This is a genomic window from Flavobacterium sp., from assembly GCF_036782315.1.
GTDB lineage: Bacteria > Bacteroidota > Bacteroidia > Flavobacteriales > Flavobacteriaceae > Flavobacterium.
On the sequence record NZ_DAIPZK010000012.1, the window covers coordinates 23,369 to 36,402 of the forward strand.

The following is a 13,034-nucleotide window of genomic DNA, read 5'->3' on the forward strand; positions in this document are numbered from 1 at the left end:
GGGGGCTGGTATGTAAAAGGTAAAAAGGGGTGGGTTAGGGGAATTTTAAAATAATAATTATGCGGTATTTTATATTATTATTTTTTATGTTGATAACGACCGTATTTTCGCAGCATAAAAAACAATTAACAGAAACGGATTATAGTTTGTGGAGTAAGTTTAATCAAACTTTAATGAGTTTAGATGGTCGTTGGGTAAGTTATGGGTTGGAATATGAAAAAACTGATACCCTTTTTTTAAAAAATACTACTTTCAAAAAATCGTTTTGTTTTCCAAAGGCAAATTGGGCTACTTTTTCATCTAAAAGTGATTGGTTTTCCTATTATGAAAAGGATAGTTTGTACTTGTTTGATTTAAAACAGGAACGAAAGCTATTTATAGATAAAATGATTGTTGATTATTTGTATTCTGGTGATGGTAATTATTTGTTAGTTTTTAAAAAAGAAGATGCGACTATTAATTTGCGGATATTAAACTTGAAAAACCAAAGTTCGGTTTACATTCATGATATAGTTTCTTATAAAGTAAGTCCTAATGCCAAACGCATTGCTCTAGTTACTAAAGAAGGCTCAACACAAAGCGTTAAAGTTGTTGCATTGAAATCAACCCTTGATGAAGTAACAGTTGTAAATGATTTTTCTTATTTATATAGTTTTCTCACTTGGGATGTTTCAGGAACTCGCTTGGCTTTTTTTAAATTTGAACGAAATCTATCTGATGATTTGAAAAAACCTGTTGCGATTTGTTGGAGTACAGGATTCGATAAAAAGGTTAGTAAATTTACTTTAGAAGCTTCGGAGACTTTGCTACCTAAGGGTTATGATTTGACCACTATAAACTTGTATTTGCCAGAACAAAGTGATGTTGTTTTGTTTACCTTACAGCAACCACTTGAAAATTTAGCAACAGTATCCAATCAAGAGGTTCAAATATGGAAGTCGGGAGATTTGACAATTCCGCCAAAAAGTAATAATAATGCTTATTATCGTTCGTTGAAGTGGTACAAATGGGATATCAAGTCGAATAGGGTATATTCAGTTGAAGATTCTGCACATCCCAATTCTATATTGACTGGTGACACAAAACATGCTTTGGTATACCATCCTGATGAGTTGGCACCCATTTATAAATGTAGTAATGAGTTGGTGGCACTATATGTAAAAAATATAGCTACTGGAGAGAAAGATTTATTATCTGACCATCAGACCACATTAGAAAATCAGGTTCTTATTTCACCTACGGGAAAATACATTACTTATTTTAAAGACAAGGCTTGGTGGATTTATGACATTTATAAAAAAATACATTTGTGTTTAACATGTAATTTATCTTACCCCGTTCATCAAATTACCTATGATCGTGCTGGGCAGTTTCCTCCAACATATAGGACATCGTGGACAATGGATGGTTCTAAAGTTATTATACATGACCAATATGATGTTTGGTTGATAGCGCCAAATGGTACTTCCAAAAAGCGTTTGACAAATGGTGCAGTTACAAAAACTATTTATCGCGTTTATGAGCCGTATTCACCTGCTTCACCTAATTACTATTCTTTTGGTTTTTTGTCAACAGTTCATGACCTTAAGCGTCCACTTTTATTACAAACTGTAGACGAAGAAACCTTTGCACAAGGTTTTGCCTTATTGTATCCAAACGGTGTTATTAAAACATTGTTTAAACGAGAGAGTAAATTTCATTTAGTATCAACAACAAAGTATTTTACATCTTTTTTGTTTTTAGAGCAAAATTTCAGTTTACCACCAAGGTTGTTTGTTGTGAATAGTGATGGAAGTGAACAATTAATACATCAATCGAATATACAACAAGAGACATTTGAATGGGGTAAATCAAGATTAGTAACCTATACCAATTCAAAAGAAAAACCATTGAAAGGAGCTTTGTTTTATCCTGAAAATTATGATGCCGAAAAAAAATATCCATTGTTGGTAGTTATATATGAGAAAAAATCGAAAGAGGTTTTTGATTATTCATACCCGACGGTTTTAAGTGATTGGGGTTTTACTATTTCTAATTACGTGAGTTCGGGCTATTTTGTATTATTACCAGATATAGCTTATGGGTTAAATTCTCCAGGTGATGATGCATTGGATTGTGTTAGTGCTGCTGTTAATTCTGTGGTACAACAATATCCTATAGCTTCTGATGCTATAGCATTGCTAGGTCATTCTTTTGGGGGATATGAAACGGCTTACATTGTGGGAAAATCGAAACTTTTTAAAACAGCAGTTATAGGGGCTCCTCTTATTGATTTGCTCGATCATTATTTGACAATTGATGGTCATGGAAAATCTAATATGTGGCGTTTTGAGCATGATCAAATGCGAATGTCTGTACCTTTTTATAGTAATGAATTTGAAAGGAATTCGCCTTTAAAAAATGTGCAGCATATTTCTTCTCCCATTCTAACTTGGACGGGTAGTGGTGATTTACAATTGGATTGGAAAAATGGAATGAAATTGCATAATGCATTATGGCGTTTGGATAAAAAGAGTACTTTACTACTATATCCGGATGAAGGTCATGTATTAGCGGATAAAAAGAATCAAGAAGATTTGTCAAATAAAGTCAAGGATTGGTTGGATTATTATTTGAAAGGTAAAAGTAAAGCGAGCTGGATGGAGTAGGTGTTTTACTTGATGTTTGTTAAGGTAAAGGTGTCGCTTTTGCGACACCTTTATTAATGATTAAGGTATTTTGTAAAGTACCTTAGAACAAGTAAGATCGTTTGGATTTACTTTTCCATACGCTTGTCTTTCTTGTCCTAAGTGGAACATTGTGCACACAGGTCCTATTTCAGTTCTACAAGAAACTGAAACATTACAAGGTGTTGGATAATTAATCCAACCTGTTTCAGGAGCTAAAACTTTGTTGTCTGCTTTTTGCGATGCAAAAGCTCCCACAATTGCCAAAGCAAAAACAGCTATTGGCAAACCGAATTTTAAAAACTTAGTTCTCATAATGTATAAAATTATAGTTGTGATCTACTCTGTTAACAGGTTTTCGATCTTCCCCTGAAACTGGCCCAGTATGTTTTTATTATTTTACTTTGAAGTATTTCGGTTTTAATTTTGTAACAACAAGATGCTTATTAGTTAAACCAATTAGGAGGTTATTATAAATTTTAAATGTTTTTATTTCTTCATTGTTGTAGTGGTAGAAGTAAAAACTCAATTCGTAAGTTCCTTTTTCAATATCATATACATCTATAATACTAGCTTGTTTGGCAATGATTTCGGATTCATACTTTCCAAGTCTGTCAGATTTGATAAATATGTATTTCCCAGATGTTGCAGCGTATATGTTAATTGTATTTGGTTGCTTTGCTAATTTTTTTTCTGTGTTTTCCTTGGTGTAGGCAAATTCAAGATTGGATTGACTCACAGTATCGATTGTTTTAATTGTTTTAGTTTTGTTTAAATGATAATCTGTGATGATGAATTGATTTCTATAGTAATAAGTGTAAATAATTTTATTAAGCTGTTCATTGTAAAGTAGTAAACCATCTGTATCAAATATGCCGTCTATTCTTTTTTCTAATACATTATTTGTTTCAATTATTTTGTAATTTTTGGATTTACTTAATTGTCCTAATATATGTTCACCCGATTTTGAATGACTTCCTCTTATTATGAAGTCGATAGGCGTAATAGGTTCTAAAAGAGAAAAATTGCTGGATTTGTTAGTTAATATTTTGGCATTCCAATTTGAAGTAACGCCTTTATAAATTATTGGGACTGATCCATCTACCAGATAAAAGTTAGGTGATTTTATTTTTAATTGAATAGATGAGAACTGAAAATCTTTATTGTCAGAAATAGTTATTTTTACCTCCTTGATACTTTTTAATGTGGTATCAATTTCTAGCAAATGTAAAGGCGCAGTACTATTTCCAAGAATTATTTTTCCTTTGTCAAATCCTGCAATATAGTAGGAATTGTATTTTAAAGGAATTCCTTTTAAATCGTCAACAGGATGATGAGGATATCTTCTTACGAAGCTATTGTTTCTATGCATTTCATTCTCTGATAAAAGATATAATCCCGTAACAGAAAAAGCACTTAAAAGGCTTACACTCATTAATTGAACGAATTGCTTTTTTATTGAAAATTTTAAATGCGTATCGAGAATAATTCCTATTCCACCAATAGCAACGAAAGTAAAATTAAAAATAAGATGTTCGTTCCAATCCATTTCCGAGAGTACACCGCCGCAGGCACATGGAATAAAATCACTATAATTTAAAATTATGATTATGTAGGTGGAAAACATCATCATTAATCCAAAGGCTAGAAATAGTCCAATATATCTAATTCTAGGAACTAATAGTAGAATCGAAATTACTATTTCAATTGTTGGGACTAGGATTCCAATCCATTTTGCATAGGCACTTAACAATGGTGATTGTCCCAATTGGACAATAAATGTTTCGAAATCAAGTAGTTTGCTAATTGCAGCATACACAAATAAAAAGACATATAGGTAACTGATGATGATGACTAAGATATTTTTTAATTTGTTCTTCATAATACTTTTTTTTGTTGTGTAAAGTTTTGAAAAACAAATAATTGTAAGTAGTTAAATCGGGATTTAGTTTAGTTGAAAAAGTATGGCTTAATAAATGCTAATCTTCTTCATGTAGACTTCTTTGCAATTCACTAGGCACATAATTGTACTTTTTTTTGAATGCTTTGGAAAAATTATTGTAATCATTGAATCCGCTTATAAAAGCAATTTCTTTCAATGGAATGTTCGTTCTTTTAATGAGATAAGTTGCTCTTTTTAATCGTTCATTTGTATAACATTTATAAATACTAATATTGAAATGCTTTCTAAATTCAGCTTTTAGTCTAAAATCGTTTGTTCCAAACATTTTTGCTAGTTCATTTACAGAAGGTAGAGGTTCTTCAAGATGATTCATTATATAATTATAAACATTTTGAACTATAGTATTACTATCAATTTTTTTTGAGGATGCTAAATTATTATTAGCAATATTATAATTTGTATAATCTTCAATATTTGTACTGATTCCAGAAATTACAATTTTGTTAGAGTTTAATAAAGATGAAATTGTAAAATAGGAGGGGTAGATTTGATTGTTTTTATCTAATAAGTGTAATTGAAGTGTAATATGAAATATGTTGTTAGTAACAATTTCATTTTCTATTGTTTTCCAATCATTAATAGATTGTTTTGCAATTATTTTTGAAAATTTAAGTTTTGAAAGCTCTTGCTGACTTAACTTTAAAGTGTCTAGTACACTCGATGAAAAGCTCAAAATGTAAAATTCTTTATCTAGAATGAAAGTATGCTGTACTAAGTTTTGATATGTAAATTGAGGAATTACATGACCGAGTTTAAGGAAGGTATTTTTTATATTACTTGAAATTTCATTTAACTTAAGAGCGATTTGATCAATTTCATCTTCTTCATCTAAATTAGCAATTTGAAATTGAAGATTTCCAGAAGCCATTTCAAATAGCATTTGGTATATTTTTCTAATTCGTTCTTGCTTATTTTGCTCTGACATGATTTATTTTTCTGTAACAAAACTATATAAGCTTTTAAAAGGAATCAAATAGTTTAGTGTTCAATTCTTGAATTGAATACTAAACTTATTAGAATGTTATTGAATGAATTAAGAGCTTTTTAATTTTAATTTGTTCGAAAATTTCTCTTTTAAAATTTTCATGTCTTCACTTACTTTTCTGTCTAAAACTTTAGCGTAATGTTGAGTTGTTCTTAAGTTTTTGTGACCTAGCATTTTGCTCACACTTTCTATTGGAACTCCATTAGTAAGTGTTACCGTAGTAGCGAATGTATGTCTGGCAATATGAAAAGTTAGCTCTTTATCAATTTCACAAATATCTGCCAGTTCTTTGAGATATGCATTCATTTTTTGATTTGATAAAATAGGTATAAGTCGATTTTCGTTAATACATAGTGGATGATTTTCGTATTTATCAATAATCATTTGAGTAACCGGAAGGATCGGAATTTTTGAAGCTGATTCTGTCTTTTGTCTGTGAGTTGAAATCCATTTTTCACCATCTATGCCAATTACAATATTAGATTTTGTTAAATTGAAGACATCAATATACGCAAGACCAGTGAAACATGAAAAAATAAACATATCGCGAACTAACTCTAATCGTTTTATTTTAAATTCTTTATTAAGCAAAGATTCAATTTCATCTTCTGATAAATAAGTTCTTTCAATTTCTTTTACTTTGCCTTTATAATTAAGAAATGGGTCTTTTTCTATCCATCCATTTACATAGCATTGTTTTACAATTTTGCCAAAGTTTCTAATGTATTTTATGGTTGAATTGTTATTGCAGTTTTTAGTGTTTCTCAAGTAGAAATCAAAATCGTTGATGAAAGCAATATCTACTTGTTTTATAGAAATATCATTAAGGTTATATTGATATTTTAAAAACTCTTTAGTGTGGCTTAACGCTGTTTCATACTTCTTATAAGTGTTAATAGAGAATTCTTTTCCAACTAGTTCTTTCATTCGTTTGTTATGGTCTTCAAAAATCACGATAAGTTTGCGTTGTCTTTCTTCAATACCTAAAAATTTATTTTTGAAGGTTTGAGCATTAATTTCCAGGTTATTGTTTACCATCCATTTCTCAGTTTCATATGCTCTTGCATTTAAAATGTCTAGGTAACTATTAATTAGTCTAGCTTCTTCAGAATTACCTTTTATTTTACCTGCTGCAGTATTCCATTTTGTTTTTTCTACAAACTTTGATGTACTTAATTCAATACGAGTGCCGTTAATTGTTATTCTTTGATAAATGGGAAGTAAGCCATTTTTTGAAGCTTTAGAACTTTTCACGTAGAAAAGTATAGACATTTTGTGTTTCATTTTGTGGTGACTTTAATGTTATTCAAATTAATTATTTAATCCTTATTTGTCAAGATGTTCATCTTTTGAACTGCTTGCTATCATTGGTTTTGTGAGAAATTCGGTTACCCTAATTTTAATTTTTTTCGGGTAACCGATTTTACCACCAATGGTTTGAGATTTAATAGATAATTTGAATAGTACCAAAAACAAAAAAGCCTGTAAATCATACGATTTACAGGCTTTTAGTCTGTTTTGAATTTGTTTTAGTGGAGTCGGAGAGAATCGAACTCTCGTCCAAACAAGCAATCAAGTAGCTTTCTACACGCTTAGTTTCATCTTGGATTTTCGACAAAGAGCAAGGCTAGAAACCGCCACTCTTTGCTTAGCTTTATCAATGTCAGAACGGATTTAAAGCATTACCGTTCCTAGGTTTACTTTTACGGTTCTCCTAAACCAACCGCCATAAACCAAGGCTTTTGAGGAGAATCTAGCTTCCCGACCTTGTCGGGACTAGGCAAATCGTACTATAATTCGGATTAAGCAGCTAAAGCGTAATTATTTTCGCCGTTTATAAGTTCGTACATTTGGATTTACGAGCTAAACATACAATGCTCGACGTGCTTACTAATCAATTCCACTCGCTGTCAAAACCAGTCGACCCCATTTTATGAGTGATCAGTCGCATTTTTCAGTTTGCAGACCTTTATATATAATCAAAAAGTGAGCCAAAATTACATTCTTTTTTTCAATTAAAAAAACTTTGCATAGTCGCTTCTTTAAAGTTATATTTGTAACATTAAATCTACATTCAGTTATAATTATTATTAGCTATGAAGTTTGGTATTATTAAAGAAAGAAAAAATCCACCCGATAGAAGAGTTGTTTTTACACCAGAAGAGTTATTACGTTTACAATCAGCATATCCAGAAGCTGAAATTTTGGTGGAAAGTTCAGATATACGAATTTTTTCTGATGAGCAATACCGTAATTTAGGACTAAATGTCACTACTGAAATGTCAGATTGTGATGTACTTTTTGGAGTGAAAGAAGTACCTATTGACGCCTTAATTCCTAACAAAAAATATTTTTTCTTTTCTCATACGATAAAAAAGCAACCATACAATCGTAAATTATTACAAGCAATTTTAGCAAAAAACATCGAATTATATGATCATGAAACTATAGTTGATGCTACTAACCATAGATTAATTGGTTTTGGTCGTTATGCAGGATTGGTAGGTGCTTACAATGGTTTTAGAGGTTTTGGAATTAAATACGATTTGTTTACTTTGCCAAAAGCAGAAACGTTAAGTGGAAAAGATGATTTAATTGCACGTTTAAAACGTCAAACTCTACCAAATATTAAAATTGTTCTTACTGGTCATGGTAAAGTAGGAATGGGAGCTAAAGAGATTTTAGACGGAATTAAAATCAAACAAGTAAGTGTTGACGACTTTTTGAATAAAAAATACACAGAGCCTGTTTACACCCAAATCGACGTATTGGATTACAACAAACGCAAAGATGGTCAGGTATTAGATAATAACGATTTTTACAATAACCCTCAAGATTACGTTTCAGATTTTGAGCGTTTTACAAAAGTAGCCGACATGTATATTGCAGGACATTTTCATGGTAATGGTTCGCCTGATATTTTAACTCGTGATATGCTTCGTGCGTCTGATAATAAAATTCAAGTAGTAGCTGATATTTCTTGCGATGTTGATGGACCAGTTGCTTGTACAATTAAAGCATCAACTATTGCAGATCCATTTTTTGGATACTTACCAAGCGAACATAAAGAAGTTCCATACACACACCCAGCTTCAATTATGGTGATGTCTGTTGATAACTTACCTTGTGAATTGCCTAAAGATGCTAGTGAAGGTTTTGGTGAAATGTTTATGCAACACGTAATTCCAGCTTTCTTTAATGGTGATAAAGATGGAATTTTACATAGAGCCAAAATCACAGAAAATGGGAAACTTACAGAACGTTTCAAATATCTACAAGATTACGTTGACGAAAAACAAGAAGCCATAGCAACTAAATAAGAACAAGCCCGATGTTTACATCGGGTTTTTTGTTTTAATAATAAAACATATATATTTGTTGAAACTAATCCAAAACTAATGAACAATCAAATTAAAACTAATTATCCTGCATTGTATACGCTTATAACAGTGTTTTTCTTTTGGGGATTTATCGCAGCTGGAAATAATATTTTTATTCCATTTTGTAAGAGTTATTTTTCTTTAGACCAATTTCAATCTCAATTAGTCGATTTTGCATTTTACACAGCTTATTATGTAGGAGCTTTATTGCTTTTTGCCTTAGGAAATGCTTCTGGTAAAGATGTTGTTGGAAAATGGGGGTATAAAAAAAGTATTGTTTATGGATTATTATTTTCGGCATTAGGAGCTGGAGCAATGATTGTAGCTGTTGAAGCTAATTTGTACGCAGGAATGCTAGTAGGTTTATTTATCGTAGCTCTTGGATTTTCATTACAGCAAACTGCAGCCAATCCGTTTGCCATTTTGTTAGGGGATCCTAAAACGGGTGCAAGTCGAGTAAATTTAGGAGGTGGAATAAATTCTCTAGGAACTACAATCGGCCCAATTATTGTGGCTTTAGCCTTATTTGGTTCAGCTAAAACAGTGTCAGATGACAAAATCAAATCGTTAGGATTAGACAAAGTAGTTTTACTTTATATTGGTGTTGGATTGTTATTTATTGCAGCAGCAGCTTTATTTTATTTTTCTAAAAAAGTACCTACTGGCGTTGCAAATGAACCTATTGAAAAGGCCAACAAAGCATTACGAACTTTAGTTATAATGACACTATTATTAGCTGTAATGTTCACACCTGTTTTTAATAGTTATAAAAGCCCTGAAGCTAAGAAAATAGAAACGTTAGAATATGATTTAAGTGTTGCAAAAACACCTAAAGTGATTAATAAATTAAAAGATTTTACTGGAGATCAAATTGCAAGTTACAAGTTAGATTTAGAGAAAAAACAAGCTGAAGTAACTTCATTGAAAAAAGATATTGAACAATATCGAATGTATTGGTTAACAGGAGCGTTATTAGTTGTTGTTGGAGGATTGTTATTTTCCTATACAGCTGCTCAAAAAAAATCGGAAGGTTGGGGAGCAATGCAATATCCACAATTGGTTTTAGGAATGTTAGCTATTTTTACATACGTTGGGGTAGAAGTAGCGATTGGAAGTAATTTAGGAGAATTGCTAAAATTAGAAGAATTTGGAAGTTTACAATCGTCAGATATTGCACCTTATGTTTCCATGTATTGGGGAAGTTTAATGATTGGACGTTGGGCTGGAGCTATTAGCGCATTTAATTTACAAGGTACTAAGAAAACGATTGCTTTAATAGTGGTTCCATTAATTGCATTTTTTATCATTTTAGGAATTAATATTGTTTCAGGGAAAGATATGAAGCCATTGTATTACTATATCATTTGCGTGGTATTACAAATTGCAGCTTTCTTTTGGAGCAAAGATAAACCAGCAAGAACCTTAATGATTTTTGGAACGTTTGGTATAGTTGCAATGTTAATCGGATTAATGTCTTCAGGAACTGTAGCTATTTATGCGTTTTTATCTGGAGGATTAGCTTGTAGTATCATGTGGCCAGCTATTTTTAGTTTGTCGATAATTGGATTAGGAAAATATACTTCTCAAGGTTCCGCTTTCTTGGTTATGATGATTTTAGGTGGTGGAATTATTCCTCCATTACAAGGAAAATTATCAGATATCATCGGAATTCACCAATCTTATATTGTTGCGGTGGTTTGTTTTGCTTACTTGACTTTATTTGCAGTATTAGTAAAAGGTATTTTGAAAAAACAAAACATTGATGTAGATGCTATTGAAGTGGAAGGAAGTCACTAATTAGTGAAAAGTAATTAACTCATAATAAAAATAAAAAACTCCAATTAAAACTAATTTCATTTGGAGTTTTTTTATTTCATTTCTATGGAAACACGTTTTATTGTACTTTTTTCAGTTGCTTTTTTTGTTTTTGTAATTAGTCTGTGGGTTCTTAAAATTGATCAAAAAAGAAGATTAGCAAAAAAAGAAGAAAAGCCACTATCAAATAAAGAAATTATTGCTCTTTTAGATGATCCTTTAACTGGAGAAAAAATGAAAGTAAGCGAAACTCAGAATGAATATGAATATTCTGATGAAATACCTGATGAAATTATCTTTTACAATGAAAATAGGAGAACATCCGAACATGTTTTGAATAAATACTATACAGAAGATGGTGATTTAGAAAGAGAGTTTATCTTAATTAAAAATTATTTATTAGATAATGGATTTAATTTTAAAATCTTCTCCGAATCTGAAATTTATTTTTTAGAAAATTCTATAACATTTACAAGTTTTGAAGATTGGACTTGTACAGATATGTATCATAATGATAATCTGTCTTTTTTTATAGCTAATACAACTTCAAAAGCTATTAGTAGTAAGTATCACTCTAGAAATGAGAATACAAATATTGTTTTTTGGATTAAGGATTTCAAATTTTCAGGACATTATTGTTTTATTAAAAAGCCTATAATTCAAAATATTGTAAATGTATTTATTGATGATAATCCTGAAATAATTAAAGGATATAAAACTGAGATAATAAAAAAATCTACTCAAGAGAAAGTTATAATTGATTATTTTAAAAGTTTAAATTCAAGTTTTGATTTAGAAATCGAGATTTATAATTCAAATATTATAATTAGGATGATGAATGTAGCTTCTTGCGAGAATATGATAAAATTATTAAACTCATTAAAAACCTCCGATTGAAAATCTTCAATCGGAGGTTTTGCCTTTATTTATTCCATTCAATCTTTCTCGAGAAATACATCACGGCTGCTAGTATCAAGAACAATCCAATACTTCCTACTAATAGCGCATAATCTTCTAATTGAATAATCACATAAATAAAAGTATATAAAACACTCAATGAAGCACCAATGAACATCGGGAATTTTTTATCCTTTAAAATCGAAATCGAATAAAGTGAAATCATAATGATAACGGAAGCTCCAGCTATTAAATATGCGAATGAAAACGTACTATGTTCTGTAATTGAAATCAATAAAGTGTAAAACATGATTAAAGCAATTCCAATCATCGAATATTGAAATATATGAATGTTAATTTTACTTATCGATTGAATTAAAAAGAAGATTAAAAACGTCAATCCAATAACCAAAAAGCCATATTTAGAAGCGCGTTCGTTTTGCTGATATTCGTCAACTGGCGTAATAAAATCTACTGCAAAAGCGTATTTTCCTAATTCAGGTAACACCTCAAAATAGTTTTGGGCAAACGGACGGTTGAAATGTAATACTTTCCAATTCGCTTCAAAACCGTTATCGGTAATTTCTCTTGAAATAGGTGAGAAGTTGCCATTAAAGTTGGGTGAATTCCAATTAGAAGTTATTTTGGCATCCGTAGTTTTTCCAATCGGAACCATTTTTACTTGCTTGCTTCCGTTGAAGGAAATGGTAAAGTTGAATTTCGCATCGTTTTGAAGACTTTGGTAATCAAAATAATTGGTCTCAAGGCTTTCAATACTATCATTTGTACTATTCGCAACCGATTCAAAAGCCAAATTATGATTTCCGATTTTCATTTTTACTTCGTCTTTAAGACTTTTTAAGTTGGTGGTTCGAATTAAAATTTTAGCACGATTCCAGTAAATGTTTTCAGCAGGAATTCCTTTTGAAGCGAAATTTGGATTGGTATAATTCCCATCAAATTGCATTTTGGTCGTAAATACATTCGATTTGTAAATACTTCTTTCTAAAGGTTTTACCATCGTAACTTCGGTTTTGTTGTTCAAAGTTTCTGGAAAGAAATAAGCGTAATTATTGGCGCCCGACATTGGGTCTTTATAAGGTACTTTTAAAATAGGACCATAAAAATAAACTGAATTTCCCCATTTTGCAGTGGTTTCAGTAATAACTTCTTTTTGACGTTGGCTTCTTTCAACGATTAATTCTTGTACTAAAGCAAGTGGAATGATTAATACTAAAGTTAGAATTCCAACCATAATCATTTTTGCGGTTGTGGTTTGAAAGAATGGTACTTTTGGTTCTTGTTGAAATTGTGTTTCCATGATGTTT

General features: G+C 30.8%; 9 protein-coding genes and 1 other RNA gene. 4 read left to right on the plus strand and 6 right to left on the minus strand.

Annotation, left to right across the window (positions count from 1 at the left end; translation table 11 throughout):
- Positions 1-173 precede the first annotated feature (173 nt).
- Positions 174-2,648: a S9 family peptidase gene (locus tag V7P59_RS10500; RefSeq protein ID WP_333810115.1), complete on the plus strand. Its 2,475-nt coding sequence runs from the start codon at positions 174-176 to the stop codon at positions 2,646-2,648.
- Positions 2,649-2,708: 60 nt separating this feature from the next.
- Here the strand turns inward: V7P59_RS10500 and V7P59_RS10505 are convergent, their stop codons facing one another.
- The 5 genes from V7P59_RS10505 to ssrA all read right to left on the minus strand — a co-directional run bounded on the left by V7P59_RS10505 (position 2,709) and on the right by ssrA (position 7,542).
- On the minus strand, positions 2,709-2,981 hold the full coding sequence (locus tag V7P59_RS10505; protein ID WP_231843888.1) for a DUF6520 family protein: 273 nt from the start codon (positions 2,979-2,981) through the stop codon (positions 2,709-2,711).
- Positions 2,982-3,060: 79 nt separating this feature from the next.
- The gene (locus V7P59_RS10510) at positions 3,061-4,548 is read right to left on the minus strand and encodes a DoxX family protein (protein WP_333810116.1); all 1,488 of its coding nucleotides are present in this window, start codon (positions 4,546-4,548) and stop codon (positions 3,061-3,063) included.
- 97 nt (positions 4,549-4,645) lie between these two features.
- Positions 4,646-5,554: a helix-turn-helix domain-containing protein gene (locus V7P59_RS10515; protein ID WP_333810117.1), complete on the minus strand. Its 909-nt coding sequence runs from the start codon at positions 5,552-5,554 to the stop codon at positions 4,646-4,648.
- A 108-nt stretch (positions 5,555-5,662) separates the two neighbouring features.
- Complete coding sequence (locus V7P59_RS10520; RefSeq protein WP_333810118.1) at positions 5,663-6,898, minus strand: site-specific integrase; 1,236 nt, start codon at positions 6,896-6,898, stop codon at positions 5,663-5,665.
- Between the two features lie 246 nt (positions 6,899-7,144).
- Positions 7,145-7,542: a transfer-messenger RNA gene (gene ssrA / locus V7P59_RS10525) on the minus strand.
- 168 nt (positions 7,543-7,710) lie between these two features.
- Between ssrA and V7P59_RS10530 the strand changes: the two genes are divergently transcribed.
- The 3 genes from V7P59_RS10530 to V7P59_RS10540 all read left to right on the plus strand — a co-directional run bounded on the left by V7P59_RS10530 (position 7,711) and on the right by V7P59_RS10540 (position 11,706).
- Positions 7,711-8,934, plus strand: a complete 1,224-nt coding sequence (locus V7P59_RS10530; RefSeq protein ID WP_333810119.1) for an NAD(P)-dependent oxidoreductase — start codon at positions 7,711-7,713, stop codon at positions 8,932-8,934.
- Between the two features lie 78 nt (positions 8,935-9,012).
- On the plus strand, positions 9,013-10,791 hold the full coding sequence (locus V7P59_RS10535) for an MFS transporter (RefSeq protein WP_333810120.1): 1,779 nt from the start codon (positions 9,013-9,015) through the stop codon (positions 10,789-10,791).
- A gap of 84 nt (positions 10,792-10,875) precedes the next feature.
- The gene (locus V7P59_RS10540) at positions 10,876-11,706 is read left to right on the plus strand and encodes a hypothetical protein (protein ID WP_333810121.1); all 831 of its coding nucleotides are present in this window, start codon (positions 10,876-10,878) and stop codon (positions 11,704-11,706) included.
- A gap of 25 nt (positions 11,707-11,731) precedes the next feature.
- Here the strand turns inward: V7P59_RS10540 and creD are convergent, their stop codons facing one another.
- The gene (creD, locus tag V7P59_RS10545) at positions 11,732-13,027 is read right to left on the minus strand and encodes a cell envelope integrity protein CreD (protein ID WP_333810122.1); all 1,296 of its coding nucleotides are present in this window, start codon (positions 13,025-13,027) and stop codon (positions 11,732-11,734) included.
- Between the last annotated feature and the right edge of the window lie 7 nt (positions 13,028-13,034).

Bases quoted from the DNA above. Each gene is read 5' to 3' on its own strand.
- V7P59_RS10500 (WP_333810115.1), top strand. From the start codon at position 174: ATGAGTTTAGATGGTCGTTGGGTAAGTTATGGGTTGGAATATGAAAAA.
- V7P59_RS10505 (WP_231843888.1), bottom strand. From the start codon at position 2,981: ATGAGAACTAAGTTTTTAAAATTCGGTTTGCCAATAGCTGTTTTTGCT.
- V7P59_RS10510 (WP_333810116.1), bottom strand. From the start codon at position 4,548: ATGAAGAACAAATTAAAAAATATCTTAGTCATCATCATCAGTTACCTA.
- V7P59_RS10515 (WP_333810117.1), bottom strand. From the start codon at position 5,554: ATGTCAGAGCAAAATAAGCAAGAACGAATTAGAAAAATATACCAAATG.
- V7P59_RS10520 (WP_333810118.1), bottom strand. From the start codon at position 6,898: ATGAAACACAAAATGTCTATACTTTTCTACGTGAAAAGTTCTAAAGCT.
- V7P59_RS10530 (WP_333810119.1), top strand. From the start codon at position 7,711: ATGAAGTTTGGTATTATTAAAGAAAGAAAAAATCCACCCGATAGAAGA.
- V7P59_RS10535 (WP_333810120.1), top strand. From the start codon at position 9,013: ATGAACAATCAAATTAAAACTAATTATCCTGCATTGTATACGCTTATA.
- V7P59_RS10540 (WP_333810121.1), top strand. From the start codon at position 10,876: ATGGAAACACGTTTTATTGTACTTTTTTCAGTTGCTTTTTTTGTTTTT.
- creD (WP_333810122.1), bottom strand. From the start codon at position 13,027: ATGGAAACACAATTTCAACAAGAACCAAAAGTACCATTCTTTCAAACC.